Source organism: Achromobacter sp. EG18 (genome assembly GCF_059759395.1).
This window is the reverse complement of the sequence record NZ_CM186213.1, coordinates 1,751,880-1,769,566: the sequence shown is the minus strand read 5'-3', so window position 1 is coordinate 1,769,566 and position 17,687 is coordinate 1,751,880. Positions and strand designations below refer to the sequence as shown.

General features: G+C 66.5%; 18 protein-coding genes. 2 read left to right on the top strand and 16 right to left on the bottom strand.

What is annotated here, in order from left to right; translation table 11 throughout:
- The first annotated feature begins 141 nt into the window (after positions 1-141).
- Complete coding sequence (locus AC6CR5_RS08185; RefSeq protein ID WP_498085472.1) at positions 142-2,259, top strand: TonB-dependent siderophore receptor; 2,118 nt, start codon at positions 142-144, stop codon at positions 2,257-2,259.
- Positions 2,260-2,352: 93 nt separating this feature from the next.
- On the opposite strand, the gene AC6CR5_RS08180 is transcribed toward AC6CR5_RS08185, so the two are convergent.
- Positions 2,353-3,225, bottom strand: coding sequence for a leucine-rich repeat domain-containing protein (locus AC6CR5_RS08180; RefSeq protein WP_498085471.1), 873 nt, complete (start codon positions 3,223-3,225; stop codon positions 2,353-2,355).
- Between the two features lie 314 nt (positions 3,226-3,539).
- Between AC6CR5_RS08180 and AC6CR5_RS08175 the strand changes: the two genes are divergently transcribed.
- Complete coding sequence (locus tag AC6CR5_RS08175) at positions 3,540-3,755, top strand: hypothetical protein (protein WP_006384150.1); 216 nt, start codon at positions 3,540-3,542, stop codon at positions 3,753-3,755.
- Between the two features lie 25 nt (positions 3,756-3,780).
- On the opposite strand, the gene AC6CR5_RS08170 is transcribed toward AC6CR5_RS08175, so the two are convergent.
- The 15 genes from AC6CR5_RS08170 to AC6CR5_RS08100 form a co-directional block, all read right to left on the bottom strand.
- Entirely contained in the window at positions 3,781-4,638 is an 858-nt protein-coding gene (locus AC6CR5_RS08170) for a class I SAM-dependent methyltransferase (RefSeq protein WP_498085470.1), read from the bottom strand.
- Between the two features lie 78 nt (positions 4,639-4,716).
- Positions 4,717-5,886: a CMD domain protein gene (locus AC6CR5_RS08165; RefSeq protein WP_082401910.1), complete on the bottom strand. Its 1,170-nt coding sequence runs from the start codon at positions 5,884-5,886 to the stop codon at positions 4,717-4,719.
- Positions 5,887-5,910: 24 nt separating this feature from the next.
- Positions 5,911-7,269, bottom strand: a complete 1,359-nt coding sequence (locus AC6CR5_RS08160) for an acyl-CoA thioester hydrolase/BAAT C-terminal domain-containing protein (RefSeq protein ID WP_498085469.1) — start codon at positions 7,267-7,269, stop codon at positions 5,911-5,913.
- 10 nt (positions 7,270-7,279) lie between these two features.
- On the bottom strand, positions 7,280-8,851 hold the full coding sequence (locus AC6CR5_RS08155; protein ID WP_006387057.1) for an ABC transporter substrate-binding protein: 1,572 nt from the start codon (positions 8,849-8,851) through the stop codon (positions 7,280-7,282).
- 31 nt (positions 8,852-8,882) lie between these two features.
- Positions 8,883-9,923: an ABC transporter ATP-binding protein gene (locus tag AC6CR5_RS08150; RefSeq protein ID WP_051429064.1), complete on the bottom strand. Its 1,041-nt coding sequence runs from the start codon at positions 9,921-9,923 to the stop codon at positions 8,883-8,885.
- Positions 9,920-10,942 (bottom strand): ABC transporter ATP-binding protein, encoded by a 1,023-nt coding sequence (locus AC6CR5_RS08145; RefSeq protein ID WP_498085468.1) that lies wholly within the window; start codon positions 10,940-10,942, stop codon positions 9,920-9,922. The genes AC6CR5_RS08150 and AC6CR5_RS08145 overlap by 4 nt, the downstream gene beginning before the upstream one ends.
- Positions 10,939-11,850, bottom strand: a complete 912-nt coding sequence (locus AC6CR5_RS08140; RefSeq protein ID WP_498085467.1) for an ABC transporter permease — start codon at positions 11,848-11,850, stop codon at positions 10,939-10,941. Before AC6CR5_RS08140 ends, AC6CR5_RS08145 begins: the two co-directional genes overlap by 4 nt.
- 29 nt (positions 11,851-11,879) lie before the next feature.
- A complete protein-coding gene (locus AC6CR5_RS08135; protein ID WP_006387061.1) occupies positions 11,880-12,854 on the bottom strand; it encodes an ABC transporter permease in 975 nt (324 codons plus the stop codon).
- On the bottom strand, positions 12,851-14,326 hold the full coding sequence (locus AC6CR5_RS08130; RefSeq protein WP_110059532.1) for a flavin-containing monooxygenase: 1,476 nt from the start codon (positions 14,324-14,326) through the stop codon (positions 12,851-12,853). Before AC6CR5_RS08130 ends, AC6CR5_RS08135 begins: the two co-directional genes overlap by 4 nt.
- Positions 14,323-15,288, bottom strand: a complete 966-nt coding sequence (locus AC6CR5_RS08125; RefSeq protein ID WP_498085466.1) for a LysR family transcriptional regulator — start codon at positions 15,286-15,288, stop codon at positions 14,323-14,325. The genes AC6CR5_RS08130 and AC6CR5_RS08125 overlap by 4 nt, the downstream gene beginning before the upstream one ends.
- Before the next feature lie 620 nt (positions 15,289-15,908).
- Positions 15,909-16,592 carry a hypothetical protein gene (locus AC6CR5_RS08120; protein ID WP_498085465.1) on the bottom strand — a complete coding sequence of 228 codons (684 nt, stop codon included), beginning with the start codon at positions 16,590-16,592 and terminating at the stop codon, positions 15,909-15,911.
- 188 nt (positions 16,593-16,780) lie between these two features.
- A complete protein-coding gene (locus AC6CR5_RS08115; RefSeq protein WP_238920776.1) occupies positions 16,781-17,011 on the bottom strand; it encodes an SOS response-associated peptidase family protein in 231 nt (76 codons plus the stop codon).
- Positions 17,008-17,166 (bottom strand): hypothetical protein, encoded by a 159-nt coding sequence (locus tag AC6CR5_RS08110; protein WP_332909760.1) that lies wholly within the window; start codon positions 17,164-17,166, stop codon positions 17,008-17,010. The genes AC6CR5_RS08115 and AC6CR5_RS08110 overlap by 4 nt, the downstream gene beginning before the upstream one ends.
- 15 nt (positions 17,167-17,181) lie before the next feature.
- Positions 17,182-17,277, bottom strand: coding sequence for an SOS response-associated peptidase (locus tag AC6CR5_RS08105; protein WP_223821426.1), 96 nt, complete (start codon positions 17,275-17,277; stop codon positions 17,182-17,184).
- A 30-nt stretch (positions 17,278-17,307) separates the two neighbouring features.
- Positions 17,308-17,484, bottom strand: coding sequence for a hypothetical protein (locus AC6CR5_RS08100; RefSeq protein ID WP_223821425.1), 177 nt, complete (start codon positions 17,482-17,484; stop codon positions 17,308-17,310).
- Between the last annotated feature and the right edge of the window lie 203 nt (positions 17,485-17,687).

Sequence of the window (17,687 nt, the reverse complement as noted above, 5' to 3'; positions counted from 1 at the left end):
TCCAAGCAATGCCCATACATCGCGCCCGGCGACACGCGCCGGGTCTCGGGATGCATGCCATCAAACAAACGGACCACGCTCATGATCTTCCAATCCCGCGCCAGATGCGCATCACCCCGGGTTCTTACCGTCGGATTTCATTTGCTGCTGTTGGCCTGGACCCAGCCCGGCGCGGCGCAGGCGGCCGCAGCGGCCAAGGCGGGGGACGCGCCCACCTTGCCGTCCGTCGAGGTCGTCGGCATTGCACAGGACGATGGCGTGGTGCCGCGTCGCTCCAGTTCCGCCACGCGCACCGATACGCCCCTGATCGAGACGCCGCAGTCCCTCTCGGTGGTCACCCGCGAGCAGATGGACGCGCGCAACGTGCGCTCGGTCAACGAGGCCTTTCGCTACGCGCCCGGCGTCGCCACTGAATCCTGGGGCGCCGTCACCGCCTATGACGACATGAGCATCCGCGGCTTCAGCACGGGCAACGGCCCCGTCGACACCTTCCTGGACGGCATGCGCCTGAACCGCGGCGTCGTCTTCGGCGGCCAGCAGGTCGATCCTTTCCTGCTCGAACGCATGGAAGTGCTGCGCGGCCCCGCCTCGGTGCTGTACGGCACCTCCACGCCCGGCGGCGTCATTGCGCTGACCAGCAAGCTGCCGCGCGAAGACGCCGTGCGCCTCATTGAGCTTGAGGGCGGCACCAGCCGCTACCGTCGCGGCTCGTTCGATCTGGGCGGCAAGGCCGACGAACGCGGCACGCTGCTGTTCCGGGTCGTCGGCACCGCCATGAACAGCGATGGCCAACTGGACGGCACCTGGCTGCGCCGCCGCGCGGTCGCGCCCTCGCTGACCTGGCAACCCAGCGCTGCCACCCGCTTGACGCTGTACGCGCGCTACCAGGACGATCCCGGCCTGGGCATGATCTCGTCGGTGCCGGGCATCGGCAGCGTACTGCCCAACCCCCATGGCCAACTGCCGCCCCGCTTCAACGTGGGCGAGCCGGGCTACGACACGTTCGCGCGCACCATCCGCGCCGTGGGCTACCAGTTCGACCAGAAGCTGGCGGGCGACTGGTCGATGAGCCTGAACGGCCGCTACACCCGCGTCGACAGCGACTATGACGCCGTGGTCCTGGCCGCCTTGCAACCGGACCTGCGCACCATCGACCGCCAGGTGCTCGGTTCCACCGAGCGCTACGACAGCTTCACCCTGGACAACCAGTTGAAAGGCCGCTTCGCCACCGGCGCCGCGCGCCACGAACTGCTGGCCGGCCTGGTGTGGGAGCAGATGCGCGGCGACGGCGACTACCGCACGACCTACAACGGCACCAAGCTGGATATCTACAGCCCCGTCTACGGCGCGCGGCAGCCCGTCCCGCCCACCGTCATGGACAAGGGCATGCGCTCGACGCTGACCGGCCTTTACGTGCAGGACCAGGTCGCGCTGGGCAACTGGCACGCCACCGTCGGCGTGCGCCAGGACTGGTCGACCATCGATTCCACCGACAGGCTCTGGCACAGCGGCTTCACCCAGAAGGACCAGGCAACCACCGTGCGCGTCGGCACGCTGTATCGCTTCGGCAATGGCCTGGCGCCGTATGCCACCTACGCGCAGTCCTTCGAGCCCGTGAACAGCCTGTCCGCCAGCGGCGAGCCGTTCAAGCCGACCCGGGGCGAGTTGTTCGAGACCGGCCTCAAGTACCAGCCGGAGAACTGGGACGCCTTGTTCTCCGCGGCGATCTACCACCTGACCCAGACCAACGTGCTGAGCGCCGACCCCGCCAACCCGCGCCTATCCGTGCAGTCGGGCGAGGTCCGCTCGCGCGGGCTGGAGCTGGAAGCGCATGCGCGGCTGTCGCCGCAGTGGAGCGTGATCGCGGCCTATACGTGGCAGAACGTCGAATACACCAAAGGCAACGCCAACGAAGTGGGCAGGACGCCCTCGCGCGTGCCGACGCGCTTTGGCGGCGTCTGGCTGGCGTGGGATGCCCCGTCGGGGTTGGGCGCGGCGCTCGGGGTGCGGCATAACGGCGGAAGCTGGGGCGGATACAAGACGCTGCAGGACTTCCGCGTGCCGGGATACACGTTGGTGGATGTGCAACTGCATTACGACCTGGGGCGGCAGGTGCCCAGCTTGAAAGGGACGAAGGTGCAGTTGAATGTGTCGAACTTGACGGACAAGCGGTATAGCGGGGGATGCTATGACCTGGATAACGGCTGCTTCGCGGGGGCGGGGAGGGTGGTCAGTTTGAAGGTGGGGTATCAGTGGTGAGGCGGGCGGATTGATGGCGGGGCGGGCGCGTCGGTGGGCGGCCCGCGTTCGAGGTTTTCGAATCCATGATGCGGGAGGCGAGTGCTCATGCAGCTATGTCGTTGCCGCGATGTTGGAATGCCGTAGTTTGGTTTTCAGCTTGGCTTCCAGTACACCCAGGCGGATATTGCCGCAGCCCACCAGGGTCAGGTCTTGCAGGGCGGGCAGCGCCTCCAGGGTATTGATATCGGTGATCCGCTTGCAATACTGGATATTCAATTGTTCCAACGCCGGCAGGGCGGCAATCGGGCCAATGGTTTCCAACAGGCTTTGGTTCTTGAGCCGCAATGAACGCAGTCCGGAAAGCTGTTCGATTCCCGCCAGCGTTTTCAAGGAGCGGCCCGCCATCAGGCCCAGCGATAACAGGGGCAACGCCGCGATGCGGTGAAACAGCGATTCATCGAACGGGACATTGAACAGATTTAATTCCTGCAGCGGCAGCCGCAAGGCCTGATCTAGCAGTTTGCCGGGTTTGTCCGGCAACATCGACAGCGACTTCAGCGCCGGAAAATCCTCCGCCTTGAACCGCATCGGAACGTTGACCTCCAGCGATTCCAACTGCGGCATCGGCCCCGCCAACCAGGCATGTGACCCCGGGCAATCAAAAATCGACAGATGCCGCAGGCTGGCCGGCAGCATCTCGGCGCGCAGGTTCTTGACCACCGAGGCCTGGATATTGCCGGGTCCGATGGACAGATGGGTCAGGGACGGCAGGCGCGCGATCAATGCCGGCAATTCCTCCATCGGGTCCAGGGGCGGCGCCCATAGATGGACGTATTCGATCGTCGCCAGCGTGGCCGCATCCGGCGGCGCATCGTAGACAAGGACTTGATCCGAGCCATGCGCCTGCGCGGCCTGGCGGCTGTGCATCAACAGCCATCGCTTGTCGCGGCCGGGTTGGGGCGTCGAAAACGGGACTAGTGGCATACGGGCTCCGGAGTCATGGCGTCTGTCGGCAGCGCGGGCATGGCGACAGCGGGGCGGGCATTCTCGAAGGGTAGAACAATAAAGCAGAACGGCAATCCCGCGCGAGCCGGATTGCCGTTCTGTCTGTGTGGCGCCGTGATGGCCTCCGCTTTTTCACTGTTCCAATGCCGTGATGCGGTCAGTACTCGGTTTTCAGCCGCGCTGGCCGGTGTTGCTGCCAGCCGGCGCCGACGGTTGACACTATTTTTTACCCCGCCCCGAGGCTGTGGTTGCCATCGTCGCCGGTACACTACCGTGATTCCCCAAGGAGCCATATGTCGATTCAAACGTTGGGCCGTTACGGTATTGTGCTATTTCTCGCTGCGTTGAGCTCGGGCTGCTCTTCAATAATCGGCGAGTGCGGCTTGGCCCGCAGCAGTTGCATGTATGAAGGCAAATACGAACAGGGCGAGGAAGACTACGCGGAAGCCGAGGCAAAGCGGCTGAACAAGCAGTCGACGGATCGGTTGCGTCGAAGCTCCGGTGATTGAATCCAGCGATGTCCTGCCGTTGCGCTCAGGACGTCGTCACAGCTTCCGGCAGGAAAAACCGATCCTTCAACTCCTGCAACCCGATCCGATCCAGCATCTCCGTCAGCCGTTCCGCAGGCTTCCGACGCGGTAGATCCTTGTACTGCGCGATGATCAGCTCATTCTTCATCGAATGCTCCCACCCAACCAGCTCCGTCACGCTGACCTGATACCCATGGGCTTCCAGTTGCAAGCACCGCAGCACGTTCGTGATCTGACTGCCAAATTCCCGCGTATGCAGCGGATGCCGCCAGATTTCCGCCAGCGGATCGGCCAGCGCCTTGGCCTTGTTCTTTCTCAGTACCGACGCCACTTCCGCCTGGCAGCAGGGCACCACCACGATGTACTTGGCCTTTTTCTCCAGCGCGAAATGGATCGCGTCGTCGGTGGCGGTGTTGCAGGCGTGCAGGGCCGTGACCACGTCGATGGTCGCGGGCAGTTTGTCGGAGGTGATGGATTCGGCCACCGACAGGTTCAGGAACGACATGCCGCCAAAGCCCAGGCGTTTGGCCAGCTCTTCCGATGACTTGACCAGTTCCTCGCGGGTTTCGATGCCGTAGATGTGCGAGCCGTTCTTCAGCGCGTCCGGTTGTTCCTTGAAGAACAGGTCGTACAGGATGAAGCCCAGGTACGACTTGCCCGCGCCGTGGTCGGCCAGGGTGACGGCGCCGCGTTGTTGCTGGACGTCCTTGAGCAGCGGTTCGATGAACTGGAACAGGTGGTAGACCTGCTTGAGCTTGCGGCGGCTGTCCTGGTTCATCTTGCCGTCGCGGGTCAGGATGTGCAGGGCCTTGAGCAGTTCAATCGACTGGCCGGGGCGGATGTCGTGGGTTTTGTCGGACATGGGGGTAAGGCAATGCGCCCCGCGTGGGGCGGGGCGCATGAATAGGCGGAAAGCGCCAGTTTAACGAAAATGCCGCCGTCAGACCTGCACGACCACCGGCTCGCCCAGGTTCAACATCAACCGATTGGCCCACGCGAAGATCGCGTCCGAATGCAGCAGGTCCAGCACTTCGCCGTCGCTCAGGCCCACGTCCTTCAACGCCTGAATGCTGGCCGCATCCACCGAGGCCGGCGCGTCCGTGATCTGGATCGAGAACTTGCCGATCGCCAGCTCGCGCGCGGTGGTGCCGGCGGTGGCCGGGTCTTCGAACACCTGCGCGATCACGTCGTTGCGCTTGGCCAGTTGCTCGAATCGCTGCGCGTGCACCGACGCGCAGTAGACGCAGCCGTTGACGCGCGACACCACGGTCGCGCCCAGTTCACGCTCGGCGCGCGACAGGCCGCCGGGCGCGTACATGATGGCGTTGAACGCGGTGGAGCGCTGGCGCAGGATCTCGGGCTGGTGCACCAGGAACAAGTAGTAATCCGAGACCTTGGCCTTGGGGTGGCTTTCTTCCAGGACCGCGATCTGCTCGGGCGTGGCGCTGTCGACCTGGACCACGTCCAGCCACGCCTTCCACTCCAGCACTTCGTTGGTGAAGCCGTGGGCCTTGATGACGTCACCGGGTTCGGTGGCGGCGGTGTTGGCCGGGAAGGGCGCGGGCGGGGTACCGGCCGCAATCGGCTTGGTTTCCAGCGCCAGCATGGCCTGCAGGCCGGCGACGAGGCGCACCTGATACGACAGGAACGCCACCAGTTGCGACAGCGTGACCACGGCGGGCGTGGAGACGCCGGCGGCCGGCAGGGTCTTGAGCGCGGCTTCGTCGCCTTCGACGGGCTTTTCGATCAGCTTGCGGGTGAATTCCAGGATCGCGGCCAGGCGCGGGTCGGCGGCGTCCGCCGGCTTGCCGGACTCGGCCACCTGGATGTCGGCGGCGCTGGCGCCGGCCTCGACCAGGCGCTGGCGGTAGTGCGCGGCCAGCGCCGGCGACGGCGTCAGGCGCGCGGCGTACAGCGCGACCAGCAGGCGCTCGGCCAGCGTCAGGCCGGGCAGGGCCGGGTCGAACAGGGCGTCGTAGCTGCCCTGGGTGGCGGCGGCGACCTTGTCGCGCTGGTGGCGCACGGCGTAGGTGGCGCTGTCGGCCTTCAGGCCGACGAGCTGGTCCACCAGGTCGCGGGCGGCGTCATAGACGATGGGTGGTTGTGCCATTGAGAAAGTCTCCTTGGATGTCGTTCAGCCGGCATTGCCGGGCGTGGCGGCCGCGCCGGCTTCGGCGCGGTTCGCGGACGGCGCGGCCTGGCCGCGCGCCTTGACCGCGGCGTCCAGGAACTTCAGCACGCCTTCCCACGATTGCTCGTCGGCGCGCGCGTTGTCCTTGGGGTTGCCGCCGCTGGTGCTGATCTTGCCGGACACGGGGTGGGCGTAGACCAGTTGCGTGGTGGGCACGTAGGGGAACAGGATCGAGTGGCCGCCGTTCTCGTAGTCCAGCCATTGGACCGGATACGGATGCTTCACCTCGGCCAGCTTGTCGCGCACCATCTTCGAGTACAGGCTGGACGGCCACGAGCCGTCGTCGGTGGCCGACAGCAGCATCACCGGGCCCTGGATGTCCTCGACCCTGATGCGGGCGCGGGCCACGGCGTCGGGGTCCTGCAGCGCGGTGAGGATGGCCTTTTCGTGACGATGCGGCGCGGGGCCTTCGTCGAACGGCGCCCAGGTGGCGGTGCGGTTGTTTTCCCAGACGTGCGGCAGGGGCTTGCCGCCCAGCAGCCAGGTCGGGCCTTCGCGGCCGATCTTGGGGTCGCAGGCGTTCTGGCCGCTGTGGACCACGGCGCCCGGCACGTAGGCCACGACCGCCGACACTTCCGTGGGGAAGGTGGCGCCCAGCAGCAGCACCAGTTCGCCGCCGCGCGACTGGCCGCTGATGGCGACGAAGTCGTGCTTGGGCTGGACCTTTTTGCGCAGCCAGCGCAGGCCGGTCTGGAAGTACTCCAGCGGCGTGTTGGAGATGTAGTCCGACAGGCCCGGCGCCTTGAAATAGGCCAGGGCGAAGGCGGCGTAGCCGCGCGACGCATACAGCGCGGCGCGCGGTTCGTTGATGCCGCCGCCCGAGCCGTTCAGGATCAGCACGGCGGGATGCGAGCCGGGCGTGGCGCCGGGCGGCAGGTAGAGCGTGCCGACCAGGCCTTCCTCGCGCACGTCCTGGCGGGTGACGCCTTCGGCCGCCAGGCGCTGGGTGAAGCGCGCCACGCTCTGGGCGCCGGCCACGCGCGCCACGACCTCGGTGACCAGCGCTTCGGTCACGGGATGGTTGAAGTGCTCGCGGCTGGGCGAGTCCACGGGCGACTGCGACCACACCAGGCCCATGGGCGAGAGGCCGCTGTAGTCGCCCGAGACGGGCGCGTCGCGCGTCAGGTCGACCACGCCGTCCTCGCCCGCGACGAAGGCGGCGTGGCTTTGCCACAGCACGCCGTTGCGGCGGGTGAGGGCGGTGATCTCCACCGTCTGGCCGGGCGCGACGTGCTCCACCCGGATCTGGCGGGGCACGTCGATGAGCGCGTCGGCGGGTTGGATGCTCAGGGTAGGAACCATGATGCGCGCCTTACTTGGCCGAGTCCTTGGTGACCATCATGGCGGCGGTGCGGTCGCTGGTCATGGGGGTGACCTTCAGGCCCTTCTTGGCGGCCCAGATGTTCTTGTAGTGGTACAGCGGGATGATGCCGACGTCGTCGGACACCAGCTTGACCGAGTCGCGCAGGATGGCTTCACGCTTGGCCACGTCGAATTCCGAGGTGGACTGGTCCAGCGCGGCGTCGACCTTGGGGTTGCTGTAGTGGCCCCAGTTGGAGGCGCCCAGGCCCTTCTTGGCGTCGACGGTGGCCAGGATGTTGACCAGCGCGTAGCTGGCTTCGCCCGTGCCGTTGCCCCAGGCCAGCATGCTGACCGCGAATTCGTTCTTGTTGGCGCGGCCCGAGTACACGGCCCATGGCACCACTTCCACTTGCGTCTTGACGCCGATGCGGGTCCAGAACTGCGCCACCGCCTGGGCCGTTTCCGGGCCTTGCGGGTAGCGGTCGTTGGGCACGTGCATGGTCAGCTTGAAGCCGTCAGGGAAACCGGCTTCGGCCAGCAGCTTCTTGGCCTTTTCGACGTCGTTGGGGATGTCCTTGACGTCGGGGTTGTAGCCGAAGGTGCCCTTGGGCATCCACTGGTTGGCTTCGGTGGCGGCGCCCTGCAGGATGCGGTCGGCGATGGCCTTGCGGTTGATCGCCAGGTTCAGCGCCTGGCGCACGCGCACGTCCAGTAGCGGGTTCTTGTCCAGCGGCTTGCCGTTGTTGTCGGTGATGTACTGATTCGGCGCGGGGTTGAAGCTGGGCTGCAGGATCATGACGCGCAGGCCGTCGTACGGATAGACCGAGATGTTGGCGGCCTTTTGCAGCTTGGCCAGGTCGGACACCGAGACCTTGTCGATCACGTCGACGTCGCCGGCCAGCAGCGCGGCGGTGCGGGCGGCGGCGTTGTTGATGTAGCGGTAGTTGACCTTGTCCCAGGTGGCCTTCTCGCCCCAGTAGCCGTCGTTGCGTTCCATGATGACGCGGTCGCCGGGGGTGTAGGACACGAACTTGTAGGGGCCGGTGCCGACCATGGCCTTGCCCGAGTTGTAGTCCTCGGTGGTGGACTTCTCGCCGACGTGCTTGCTGACCACGTGCACCGACGCCAGGTTCAGCGGCAGGTCGGGGTTGGGCGCCTTGGTCTTGACGATCAGGGTCAGCGGGTCCTTGGCGGTCATCGTGTCGATGGTGCGCAGGTAGCCGGCGTAGGTGGCGACGCTGCCGGGCACGGCGCGGGCGCGGGTGTACGAGTAGATCAGGTCGTCGGCGGTGAACGGCGTGCCGTCCTGCCACTTGACGCCTTCGCGCAGCTTGAATTCCCAGGTGGTGCTGTCCAGCGGCTTCCAGCTCACGGCCAGGCCGGGCTGCAGCTTGTTCCACTTGTTCTCGATCAGCAGGTCCCAGAAGTGCAGGGCCACCGAGCGGTCGCCGGCGTGGTTGTTCAGTTGCGGGTCGAGCGAGGACAGCGGATCGGCAAAGCCGATCGACAGGTTGTCGGCCGAGGCCGCGGCGGACGCGCCCAGGATGGCGGCGGTCAGGGTCGAGAGAATCAGGCGTTTCATGTTCGGGGTCCTTGGTGAGGGGGAACTTCTTTCAGGCCATGTCGTTCAGGTGACAGGCGCTCAGGTGGTTGATGGCGATTCCCTTCAGGGTGGGAACCTCGGTTTTGCAGCGCGCCATCGCATGCGGACAGCGCGGGTGGAAGTGGCAGCCGCCGGGCGGGTTGAGCGGGCTGGGAATCTCTCCCTTGATGGCGGTGAAGGTCTTGTGGCGCGATTTCAGGTTGGGGATCTCGGCCAGCAGCGCCTGGGTGTACGGATGGTTGGGGCGGCGGAAGACCTCGTCCACCGGCGCCGTCTCGACCACGCGGCCCAGGTACATGATGACCACGCGGTCCGACAGGTGCTCGACCACGCCCAGGTCATGGCTGATGAACAGGTACGTCAGGTTGAGCTGTTCGCGCAGGTCCATGAACAGATTCAGGATCTGCGCCTGGATCGACACGTCCAGCGCGGCCACGGCCTCGTCGCACACCAGCATCGACGGCTGCACCGCCAGGGCGCGGGCGATGCCGATGCGCTGGCGCTGGCCGCCGCTGAACTGGTGCGGATAGCGCTGGCGCAGGGCCGGGTCGAGGCCGGCGCGTTGCAGCTGCGCGCTGACGTAGTCGTCGAAGTCGCCGTTGCCGACCAGGCCGTGGATGCGCGCCGCCTCGCCGACGATCTCGTCCACGCGCAGGCGCGGGTTCAGGCTGGCATATGGGTCCTGGAAGATCATCTGCACCTTCAGGCGCGCGGCGTGGGCCTGGGCCGGCGTCATGTCGGCGGGGCGCTGGCCGTTGATCAGCACCTCGCCGCCGGACGGCGTCAGCAGGCCGGCCGCGATGCGGCCCAGCGTGGACTTGCCGCAGCCGGACTCGCCGACCAGGCCGACCACTTCGCCGGGGCGCACCAGCAGGTCCACATGATCGACGGCGCGGGTGATGGCGGGCGGCTTGGACAGGCCCAGGCGCTGCAAGGCCCGGCCGGCGGCGCCCACGGGGCGTTCGCCGAAGCGCTTGCTGACCTGGCGCAGGTCGATGAGCGGGGTGGCGTTGGCGCCGTCGCGGGTATCCGGAATCGTCGTCGAGCTCATGCCGTCACCTCGCCCGGTTGGCGCGACGGATGAAAGCAGCGCACCTGATGGCCGGGCAGCACGTCGGTGATGGCGGGCTGCTGGCCGCATTGCGCCGTGGCGCGCGCGCAGCGCGCCGCGAAGGCACAGCCGGCGGGCAGGGTGAGCAGGTTGGGTGTCATGCCGGGAATCTGGCGCAGGCGTTGGCCGCGCTGGTTGTTGCTGGGCAGGCTGTCGATCAGGCCCACCGTGTAGGGATGCTGCGGACGGTCGAGCACGTCGTCGACCTTGCCGTGTTCGACGATGCGGCCGGCGTACATCACCGCCACGTCGTCGGCCAGGCCCGCCACCACCGACAGGTCGTGGGTGATCCAGATGAGGCTGGTGCCGTGTTGCTGCGCCAGCTTCTGCACTTCGGACAGGATCTGCGCCTGGATGGTGACGTCCAACGCCGTGGTCGGCTCGTCGGCGATGATGAGGTCGGGCCGGTGCAGCATGGCGATGGCGATCGCCACGCGCTGGCGCATGCCGCCGGGCAACTGGTGCGGATACGCCAGCAGCCGTTCTTCCGGGCTGGGAATGCCCATCATGCCGAGCGTGTCGCGGGCCAGCTCGCGCGCCTGCGCCTTGCTCATGCTGTTGTGGGCGCGCACCGTTTCGATCATCTGCACGTCGACCCGCAGCACCGGGTTCAACGTCATCATCGGATCCTGGAAGATCATGGCGATGCGGTTGCCCTGCAGCTTGCGTAGTTCGCGCGGGGCCAGCTGGGTCAGGTCGCGGCCCTGGAACAGCACCTGGCCGCCGACCACGCGGCCGGGGGCGTCCACCAGGCCCATGATCGAAAAGCCGGTGACGGATTTGCCCGAGCCGGACTCGCCGACCAGGCCCAGGATCTTGCCGCGCTCCAGCGTGAACGACACGTCGTCCACGGCGGGCAGGGTGCCGGCGCGGGTGAAGAAGTGGGTGCGCAGGTTGCGCACTTCCAGGGTCGGCACGTTGGCGGCGGCCGGCGCCGCGACGGGACGGGCGGCGCTCATTTGTGGGTCCTCGGGTTCAGCACGTCGCGCAGGCGGTCGCCCACCAGGTTGATGGCGACGATGGTGATCAGCAGCGCGATGCCGGGGTAGAAACTGATCCAGTATTCGCCGGACAGCATGTATTGGAAGCCGTTGGAGATCAGCAGCCCCAGCGACGGCTCGGTCACGGGCACGCCCAGGCCCAGGAAGCTCAGGGTGGCTTCGAGCGTGATGGCGCGCGCGATCTGCAGGGTGCCGATGACGATCAGCGGCGGCAGGCAGTTGGGCAGGATGTGCTTGAGCATGATCCGCCAGTTGGGGATGTCCAGGCAGCGCGCCGCCTCGACGTACTCGCGGCGGCGCTCGACCAGGGCCTGGCCGCGCGCGGTGCGGGCGTAGTAGGCCCATTCCAGGATCACCAGCGTCAGCACCACGTTGCCCACGCCCTTGCCCAGGTAGGCCAGGATCATCATGGCCACCAGGATCGACGGGAACGACAGGATCAGGTCCACCAGCCGCATGATCAGCGCGTCGACCTTGCCGCCGGCGTACGCCGCCAGCAGGCCCAGCAGCGTGCCGATGATGCCGGCGATCAGCGCCGAGCCCACGCCCACCATCAGGCTGATGCGCAGGCCGTACAGGATGCCCGACAGCAGGTCGCGGCCCTGGCCGTCGGTGCCGAGCCAGTAGTGGAAGGTGTTCAGGCCGTTCATCGTGCCCGGCGCCAGGCGCGCGTCCAGCACGTCGATCTGCAGCAGGTCGTAGGGGTTCTGCGGCGAGATCCACGGCGCCAGGATGGCGGCCAGGATCAGCAGGGTGGCGATCACCAGCCCGAACACCGCCGTCTTGGACGACAGGAATTCCAGCAGGTTGCGGCGCCAGGGCGATTCGCGCTTGAGCGCGGGCGCGGCGGATGTGGCGGTTTGCATGGCATTTGCCTGGGGAGTGTTCGGAGCGCTCATGCCGAGGCCTCCAGCCGCACCCGCGGGTCCAGCACTTTGTACAGGATGTCGACGATCAGGTTGAGCGTCACGAACAGGCACACCACCACGATCAGGTAGGCCACGATCACCGGGCGGTCCAGCGCGTTCAGGCTGTCCAGGATCAGCTTGCCGGCGCCGGGCCAGGCGAAGATGCTTTCGGTGATGACGGCGAAGGCGATGGTCGAGCCCAGCTCCAGGCCCAGCACCGTCACCAGCGGGATCATGGTGTTGCGCAGCACGTGCACACAGACCACCCGGAACGGCGACAGGCCCTTGGCGCGGGCGAACTTGACGAAGTCCAGCGGCATCACGTCGCGCACGCCGGCGCGGGTCAGGCGGATCACCAGCGAGATCTTGAACAGCGACAGGTTCAGCGCCGGCAGGATCAGGTGGCGCCAGCCGTCGGCCGTCAGCCACGACCACTGGAAGCCCAGGAATTCCACCGTCTGGCCGCGGCCGCTGGCCGGCAGCCAGCCCAGCGACACGCTGAAGGTCATGATCAGCATCAGCGCGACCCAGAAGGTCGGCAGCGAGAAGCCGACGATGCTGCCCGCCATCACCAGCTTGGAGAAACGGCTGTCGGGATACAGCCCGGCCAACAGGCCCAGCGGCAGCCCGATGATCACCGCCAGCAGCAGCGCGGCGATGGCCAGTTCCAGGGTCGCCGGCAGGCGCTGGATCACCAGTTCCACGGCGGGGATGTTGTAGACGAAGCTGTTGCCCAGGTTGCCGTGCAGCGCCCCGTTCAGAAAGCCCAGGTACTGTTGCCACAGGGGCTTGTCCAGCCCCAGTTCGGCGATGATGCGGGCGCGGTCGACCTGGTCGACGTCCTGGCCGATCAGGATGTCGACGGGGTTGCCGATGGCGTGCAGCCCGACGAAGACGATCAGCGTCATCAGGAACACGACCACCGCGGCTTGCGCCACGCGGCGGAGCAGCCAAGCGGTCATTGCGCGGTCTCCGCCTGCCGGGCCGCGCCGGGCGCCGGGGCCGGCGTCCATTCGTCGCCGAACACCTCGGGTTCCGCGAACGCTTCCATGTTGGCGTAGTGCGTGGCCACGTCCTCGCGGTAGAAGAGGCCGGCGATACCCTGCGCCAGGCGCTTGGCGCCTTCGCTGATGGCGGGGATGTCGCCCGACACGGTGCCGTGCGTCAGCGCGGCCGGGTACGAGAAGCAGTGCACCCGGTCCAGGCCCGGACAGGCGCCCGGGGTCTTCTCCTGCAATTCGAAGGCCGCGCCCAGGTCGGGCGAATCATGCAGCTCCTGGTCTTCCTCGCCGGCGGGCGGGGTGTAGCGGTCGCCCCAGGCGCGCACGTGCGGCGCCAGCGCGGCGAATTCCGGACGCACGGTCCAGTCGATGCGAAAGCCGGTCGAGAACACCAGGAAGTCCAGCGTGAAGACGCCCTTGGGCGTGGTGACGCGGATTTCGTCATTGACCAGCGCCAGGTCCTGCACGCCGCAGCCCAGATTGAAGCGGGCGTTCGGGTGGCGGGACACGCGCAGCGTGCTACCGCGCGGCGGCGGCACCTGGGCGGCGTTGATGTAGTGGCGGATCTTCCACTTCCATTCATCGGGCAAGTTCAGGTGGCCGTGGGTCAGGCCGGGGTTGCCGGCGCCCTTGCCCTTGTTGATGCGCGGAATGTCGTCGCGGCGGATCAGCAGGTCGACGCTGGCCGCGCCCGCTTCCAGGGCGGTGGCGGCGCTGTCCATGGCCGACGCGCCCGCGCCCACCACGCCGACGCGCTTGCCGGCCAGGGTGGCGTAGTCCAGCACGTCCGACGAATGCGCCCAGCGGTCGCGCGGCAGCTTGCGCGCGAAGTCCGGCACGTAGGCGCCGCCCAGGCCGTCGCGGCCGGTGGCCAGCACCACGCGGCGCGCCAGCACGGTCTGGCGGCCAGTGGGCGATTCGATGTCCAGTTGCACCAGCCGGTCGGCGCGCGGCAGCACGGCCAGCACGCGGTGCTGGTTGCGCACGTCCAGGTTCAGCACGCGGCGGTACCAGCGCAGGTAGTCCATCCATTGCAGACGCGGGATCTTGTCCAGCGCCTCCCAGGCTTCGGCGCCGAACTGCGCCTCGAACCAGGCGCGGAAGGTCAGCGCGGGCAGGCCCAGCGCCGGGCCCGTCAACTGCTTGGGCGAACGCAGGGTTTCCATGCGCGCGGTGGTGGCCCACGGCCCTTCATAGCCTTCGGGCGACTGGTCGAAGATCGGCGCGACGATGCCCAGGTGCGTCAGCGAGGCCGCCGCGGCCAGGCCGGCCATGCCGCCGCCGATGATGGCCACGTCCAGCACCGGCTGGCCGTCGACCAGGCGCGGCGTGACCCAGGGCTTGGCGGGGATTTCCAGCCAGGACAAATCCTGGCGCAGGCGCGCTTCCAGTGCGGCCAGGCCTTGCGGGGCGGGAGCGAGGGGTTGGTTCATGCGGGGGTATCCGTAAGAGGGGTTTCATCGCCGTAGATCGACTGCAGCAGCGCGCCGTGCTGGCAGGCGTCGTGCAGCACGAAGCCGGGCAGCAGTTGCGCGGCGGCCTGCGCCAGCGCATCGGCCATGGCCTGGCAGGCCGGCGTCAGCGGCTGCGACTGCGAAGTGATGACCCCGAAGAAAAAGGGAATGTCCAGGTCGATCGGGCGGATCGCCACGCCCGCCATCGGCGCGCCGTAGGCGGTAATGGGTTCCAGCACCGACACGCCCAGGCCCGCGCGCACGGCGGCCAGGGCGTTGACGGACGAATTGGTTTCGATGGCGCCGGCGGCATGGCCCAGCGCCGCATCCAGCCGGCGGCGCAGGCGGTAGGGATTGGCCATGGTGATGACGCGGCGCCCGGCCAGCTCGGCCACCGGCACCACGTCATGGCGCGCGGCCGGATCGTTTTCGGGCAGCGCCACCACACAGGGCGCCTGGCCGATCCAGTGCACGGTCAGGCCGCGATGCTCCAGCGGCAGGCTGGTCGCGCCCAGTTGCGCCGCGCCGCTCAGCACGGCGTGTACCACGCGCTCGGGCGAGGCGCTGCGTAGCTGGACGCGGGTATTGCCGGCCTGGGCCTCGATGCGCTTGAGCGCGTCCGGCACCAGCCCGGCGGCCAACGCCGAGGTGGCCGCCAACAGCAGCGGCTGGGCCTGGCCCCGGGCGATCTCCTCGGCCCGGTCGCGGATCTGCCGCAGGCTGGACAGGGCGCGCTCGACGTCGTCATAGAGCAGGAAACCCTGCTCTGTCGGCGTCACGCGCGGCCCGCTGCGGGCGAACAGGGCATAGCCGATCTCGGCTTCCAGCTCCTGCAACAGGCGGCTGATGGCCGGTTGCGACCGGCCAAGCAAGCGCCCGGCAGCGGTGACGCTGCCGGTGGACATGACGGCCGCGAAGGCCTCGAGTTGACGAAGTTCCATTGTCTTGCTTTATGCCAAGGACGAATTCTTACGTATCGAGTATGCGCTGTACAAATAATTAAAGGGCATAAGCAAATTCCCTAATCGGGATTTCCTTATGCCCTTTCATTACTGTCAGTTATTTCAACGACTTACGGGATTCCCCTTAGGCCACCAGCCGCAGGCTGGGGGACTTTTGGGGACTTCTCGTTGTCGCCTCTCCCGCATGATGGCCAGCAGGTTGGCCGAGATGAAAACAGCCACCCGGAGGTGGCTGTTGGCTTGATTAGGTTCTGGGCGTTTAGCTAAACGCTCAAACAGAATCCTTCTTTATCTCTATAGCAGCGAGCTCCGCGCTAGGTGGCTTATGGGAGGAGGGTGTATCTTGTTTTTTCGCCATTGTCGTACTCCAATGCAGGGCCTGGCGGGTGGACCATCTGCCGGGTGTTCGCACAGAACCGCTGGCAGTACGAGGTGTGGGCCGCGAACGGCACGCGCCACGGCATGGAACCGACCCTGGCAGCCGCGATCACGCTCTACGACAAGGTGAAAGGCTGATGCCTATTTCTCCTTGCCGCGGCCACCAGCCGCTCGGCCGGGATGGGCGCTAGGAACCCCGTGTCGCACCCGTCTGCACGGCCTCAATTGGCGCTGACGCAGGCATACTGTCCGCCTCGCCATGCGGGATCGCGCATGGTTGTGCCGGCGCGCGCGCTAGCCGGATATTCGCACGCCGCCCATTCGACTTTTCCCTTCCCTTTGCTTACGGTTTCTCTTTTTCCGGGCTTAATGGGTCCGGCTGCGCCGACACCGTTTTGATTGAGAAAGGTAATCCAGACAGGGAAATTGCACCGATTTTCAAAGAAATCGGCCAGGCTGTTGCTGCTGTCGTCGTAGCTTACGCAGTGGTCTGCGGTTCTATATGTACGTCCGGACGGTGCAGCTGCAGCGCTTGATTTTGTGGCGTAGGCGGAAGGCATCGTGTTCTTCGAAGCATTGGCCTTCGTGTCTTGGTAGGTAAGCGCCTCTCGGGTATTGGTCGCGGCCACGGCGTTCGAGCCGGCATACGTGGGGGTTGGTGCTGTGTAGCCAGAGCTGGGGGATGCATAGGCCCCCGCCGTTGCACCAAGCGCCGCCGAGTTGGCGATTTCGTTCAACGAGCCGTCTTCCGCAGCGCTCGCGAAAGCCTCCTTGTGAAACGTCCAGACGGCATCGAGCGTGTCGCAGCCAGACAGCGTGATGGTAAGAAGTGTCGCGATGGCCAATCGATGCCCGCGGTGCCGCTCTTTAAAGGCGAGTTGTACTGTTGGCGAGGCGCTGACCATAGGATTACTCCGCTGCGGAAGTGCTGGTGGCGGCATTTTTGCGTAGAACTTGATACAAGTCCATACGAAAGTTCACGTATTCCAAACGGTTGGAATACTTCGTTCGCGACCGTCTCTTGCGCGCGACAAACAGCAGCTGTATCTGAGTGCCCCCCCCGACATGCCCAGGCGAGTCACCGAATGCGATGTCAGAAGGCAGGAGCGCCCGTGGAGGGTACTGTGACGGGCTCGATCGCGTCCGGCATCTGGTACTTGGAATTGCTGACCTCCTGGCGCACTGGGTGCCAGGTGAAGGCCGTCTCCGGTAGACCATGCTCCAGCAGCGCAAGCGCCTGGGCGGTGGGAAATTCCGGGTCCATCCAGTGGATGGCCAAGTCTGCTGGCAGCGCCACCGGCCGGCGGTCGTGTACGTCTATCATGCCGCCAGCTGCGTCATTGGTGACGATGGCGAAACCGTGGGCCTCGTCCTTTTCGGCTCCAGCCGCCAGTTGCTCAAACCTGCGAAGAACAGGGGCGAATTGTCGGCGGCATGGACGAAGTAGGGCTGCTTGGGCGGCTTCGGCCCATCGGCCAGGGGCTTCCATTCGTATCAGCCATCCGCCGGCACCAGGATGCGGCCGCGCGCGGTGAGCGTCTTCCAGGGCCAGGCGCCGGCGAGGATTTTGTCCAGCCGGGCGTTGGACATGAGGTACTTCGAATTGTGCGGGCGCCAGCCTCAGTGCAGGCACTCCAGTTCGAAGTCGCCGGTCAGGCGATGCATTGCCATGGGGCGCGTGCCTGGCGGGATGTTGTAGAGCGGGCCGGTCGGGTCGCTGAACAAGGCTCGCGGATTTGGGAATATGCGCTCGACGTAATCGAGCGGGCCGGACTTTTGGACGATTCGGCCGCACATGCTTGGCTCCTGGCCGCGCTGCTAGGGGGGGCAATCGTGGAAGGCGGCGGTTGGTGGGGTAATTTCGGGGTAGTTTGCTGTACACGACTGTGCAGGACAAGCCAAATTTGGGCAATGGGCGTCTGCGAAAAGATTAATAAAATCAAAAGGTTATGTATTGATGCTAGGCAAATTCCCTAATCGGGATTTCCTTATGCCCTTTC